This window comes from Pseudomonadota bacterium (assembly GCA_026388255.1).
In the GTDB taxonomy this organism is placed as follows: domain Bacteria; phylum Desulfobacterota; class Syntrophorhabdia; order Syntrophorhabdales; family Syntrophorhabdaceae; genus JAPLKB01.
The window spans coordinates 1-3913 of the sequence record JAPLKC010000113.1 but is presented as its reverse complement, the minus strand read 5'-3'; the positions used below and the strand labels follow the sequence as shown (position 1 = coordinate 3913).

Here is a 3913-nt window from a genome sequence, read left to right as displayed (position 1 = left end):
TCTCTCGTTACGTATTGCGTGTTGCCCGATGATGCATTGATGTAGGTCATGTTTCTCTCCTTTTTTTCTTACAGAAAAAACAAAGAGATAATGACCCTCTGATGGTCTAAGAATCAAGTATCATTTTGTTACGTATAGCAAATGGTATTCGATTGTCGGACCGGCTACCTTTCTCCTTGAAATATGCCTGCGATTGCGGGAAAATGGATTCATGAACGAGGAAATCAGGAAAGTTTAGCTGTATTTGTGGAGGGATGAAGACTTGGAGGGTGAGGAGTAGCGCGTTTTGATCAATTCTACGAGCCGGGAGATCTGCGGCCCATCAAGAATATTGTCGACAACTGCTTGTGCCGAGCCGAGGAGCATAGCATTGGCTGAGCTACAACTGCCCTGTGACACCAGGACGACCGGAATACCCATATGATAGGCGTAACCAGCTTCAAAAGCGGTACCCGTGTCGTCTCCATCAACGACAGCTATGAGAAGATCACAGTGGTCTAAGAGGTCAAGGCATACCCCCTTGACTTCCTTCGCGAGAGCTATTTTCTCAGCAGTGTTTCCCTCTATTGTGGGCGAGTAATTAAAGGGGTCGACAAGAGTGATCGGCTCTTGGCACGTGAGCTTGTGGAGTTCACCGTTCAATTTGGCGATAAATAGATGCTTAAATTCCCGCTGTGTCTCAATAAAAGCAGGATGTGCAATATATATCCTCATTAGTATGTCACTCGATACATTTCAGCGTTCAACGATAAAAACCGGTTCAGTTTTCGTCTCCACTTGGAACCGATGGCTTTATGGCTTGATAGTAATACCATAAGCTTAATATAGTTGCCATTCTCATCTTGAACTTCTCTTCCGGTCCTGATTGCACAAACTCTTCCGAGAGAGTGAACCTTTTCAGAAGAAGAATTAGTAGTGCCGGATTCTTCAATTCACTGCTCTTTATCAATGACCCATTTCTTAACTTAGGTATCAGATTCTTATTGATATTCGTGGCTTCGGATTCGTCAAAAAAATTAACCCTTGTCTCTTCTATGGCTTTTTTACAATATTCCAAAGACCATTTGAATCTGGCAAGGTAAGCAGTTATTACTGGTTCTTCGGCTGCTCCGACGGGAATCTTAATCATCTCCTTGAACTGCTTTACAAAAACCCGGAAAAGGCTTCCTATCTTCGAGAAATCTAAGGCGTCATAGTTCAATTCCTTCTTTACATACAGCATGTCATAGACAAAAACATAAAATGCCCTGAAAAGATAGAACGACCAAGCTCCCTTCATAGCAGGATCTGACTTCATTTCTGTTAACAGGTATCGCCACACGATTATGAAGTATTGTTCAAAATCCCTGCCGGTAAAAAAGTAGTAGTGAAAGACATCTGCAAGAAGCTCGCCTATTTCTTTGATTGCCTCGTTATAGTTACCGTCTCCTTCTTTGATAATATTCATATTAAACTTTATTGCGTTCTGAAAGTGTTTATCCTCAAAGATGCATGTCTGTTGGTTTACCTGCTTTGAATACACCCAGGTGTGGCCAATTTCGTGAAAGAGACCCCACCATTTTTCTGGATTGAACACTGCTTCCGAGTGAATATTGATAACGCCGCCTTGTTGGTGGGAATAGCCGATTGAATAACCAGATATGATGAAGCCTCGCCAGTCCACCCCATAGATTGTTTTATAGACAAATTGGGGAATGCTTTCAGCCGCCTGAATAATTCCCTGCACACCTCCTTTTGGTAGCACAGGAATTCCTCGCTGATATTCCTGATTAAAGAATACTCCGGCTGATCTTTGGGCACCGCCATACTTTATGACATCGAATCTCTTTGGTATATCATCGGGAAGATTAAGGTCCTCAACATTCACTTGGAGAGCTACTTTCAATAATTGTACCATGTACCTCCACATATCATGGTATGAATCCGCATTTATCCGATTCTGCATTAACTCATTAAAGTAATAGATCGATGATATCACCATGTCCGCCAAATGGCCTATCCTTTCCCTCATGCCCTCGGCTTGCTGTTTACTCAAATCAATTATTGGCAATCGGGATGAAGATGCGCTTTTGTAGCGATGTATACTGAAATGAGAACTTCTGATATCTACTGATGTGGAATAGAGATCATCTCTTTGCTCCACGCGGAATTTAAGAAGATAATAGATAAAATCAGCCCAGTTATTTATTACGTTCTTGTCGATTTCAAATGAGATGTCCCTGTTCCCTATAACGCTGCAGATGTTATCTCCGGAGGAACCCGCTTCTCCAAAGAATGTGTTCAGTACAGTCTTCCTGACCTCCTCCATGGCGGGCAGATCGCATGTAACACCGACATTGATCTTGATGTCATCCCGGAACTTGGCGTTTTTAAAATACTTGTATAGCGTCTTCTTGTCCTCAAGACACCTGTAGTTAATTCCCACCATTGAAAATGTCTTCTCAGCCAGATTTATTCCATTACCGCTTTCGGGCCCTTGTTTTACAACAACATTGGCAAGTGTACTGTTAATGTTATCCACCAATGTTTCCACACTGGAGCCGTGCGTCAAGAGTATGAACTCTGCCCAGCCAAGAGAACAAAGACAGCTGAATCGAGTGTCGGAAATCACTTCTACAAACGCCTGGTCGATGTCGGCGACACTTAAGGGCGATGACCCTAAAGATAGAGCGTCTGGATGCACCTTGAAAAAGGTGATGCCTACTGCGGGTTTGTCCATCAAATCCTTTTTAAAAGTTGAATGGAAGTTCTCATCTTTAGACACATCCCAAGGAAAAGAGAAGAATTCGGTGGAATTAATGATCCTTTTTATAGTACCGGCATAAAGAGTGTCTTGCTTGAATTCGGCACATTCATATACAATTGCTATATCCCAGTCCCCAAACAACTTGTATGTCCAAAAATCTTGGATGCACCCCTTTTCTTTCATCGCCACAAGGTGCTCACGGAACTCTTTCTCCACATTAGACTCATATCCCGGCAACACTTGTAACAGTATAATCTTCACGCCCGGATAACCTACTTTAATGGCGGATCTGTTTGGTTGGTTTCCTGTTTTCTTCATCTGCCTTCCTTTCACAGCCGGCTCGGATTCATGAAGAGTTTTCCGCTTACCCAGTCGCTCGAGTAAATTGCGTCCAGACGTCTCCTCAAACCCATCCTTCGCCTACAAATCAATTCCAACAATAGTTGGCTGGCATCGTCATATTTTACGGCATGACGGCTGTCAGCATCCGTCACTGCATTCCAAAGATAAAGTGTGTTTGGGTTGCCCATGGCCGCATCGACCTGCAGCTCATGAAGAAAATGGAAAACTGGGACTCTAGGAAGAAGAGATTTTATGATAGGGGATAGTTCCTCATTCAACTCATCTCCCGGATTTGCTGGATTGTAATAGCCTGTAAAACCAAAGACGATGACGGCTCCAACATCGCCTACCCTGCTCAACTCTCTCTTGGCAAATTCAATTTCCTTTGAAAAAAAATCTCGATAACCAATTCCGGCACAAAGACATTTTACGGCCCAGTCTATATGATGCACATAGTAGCCAGTTTCGCTTGCGTCGTCGATCAAGGTTGTATGGCGGTATCTCCGGCCTATATGTCCGAGATAATCGTGAAGATATTTTACCGAAAATTCGTCTCTTATCGGCCGAGTATCGAACCCAAGCATAAAAGATGGAAGTCTAAAGATATGCAATTGATTGTTGTGACGTAGACAATTCCGAAAAACTACGTGTGAAAGGCTGCCATGGATTTTGAAAATTTTAACGGCGTTATGGTTGCTTGGTGTTGTCTTGGAATAGTAGCCCTCCCAATCAAAATCGGTGTTCCTGATGGCAGGGTTAAAGCAGTATGAGTCCTGATCTTTATTCGTCCGTTCAAACATTGAATTGAGAAAAAGATCGTAATTT

At 42.9% G+C, this 3913-nt stretch carries 3 protein-coding genes; all 3 read right to left on the bottom strand.

Annotated elements, in window-relative coordinates; all coding sequences use genetic code 11:
- Positions 1-234 precede the first annotated feature (234 nt).
- Complete coding sequence (locus NT178_16515) at positions 235-714, bottom strand: nucleoside 2-deoxyribosyltransferase (GenBank protein MCX5814125.1); 480 nt, start codon at positions 712-714, stop codon at positions 235-237.
- Positions 715-760: 46 nt separating this feature from the next.
- On the bottom strand, positions 761-3064 hold the full coding sequence (locus NT178_16510; protein ID MCX5814124.1) for a hypothetical protein: 2304 nt from the start codon (positions 3062-3064) through the stop codon (positions 761-763).
- Between the two features lie 11 nt (positions 3065-3075).
- The coding region (locus NT178_16505) for a hypothetical protein (GenBank protein ID MCX5814123.1) at positions 3076-3913 on the bottom strand (838 nt) is incomplete at its 5' end.

Bases quoted from the DNA above. Each gene is read 5' to 3' on its own strand.
- NT178_16515 (MCX5814125.1), bottom strand. From the start codon at position 714: ATGAGGATATATATTGCACATCCTGCTTTTATTGAGACACAGCGGGAA.
- NT178_16510 (MCX5814124.1), bottom strand. From the start codon at position 3,064: ATGAAGAAAACAGGAAACCAACCAAACAGATCCGCCATTAAAGTAGGT.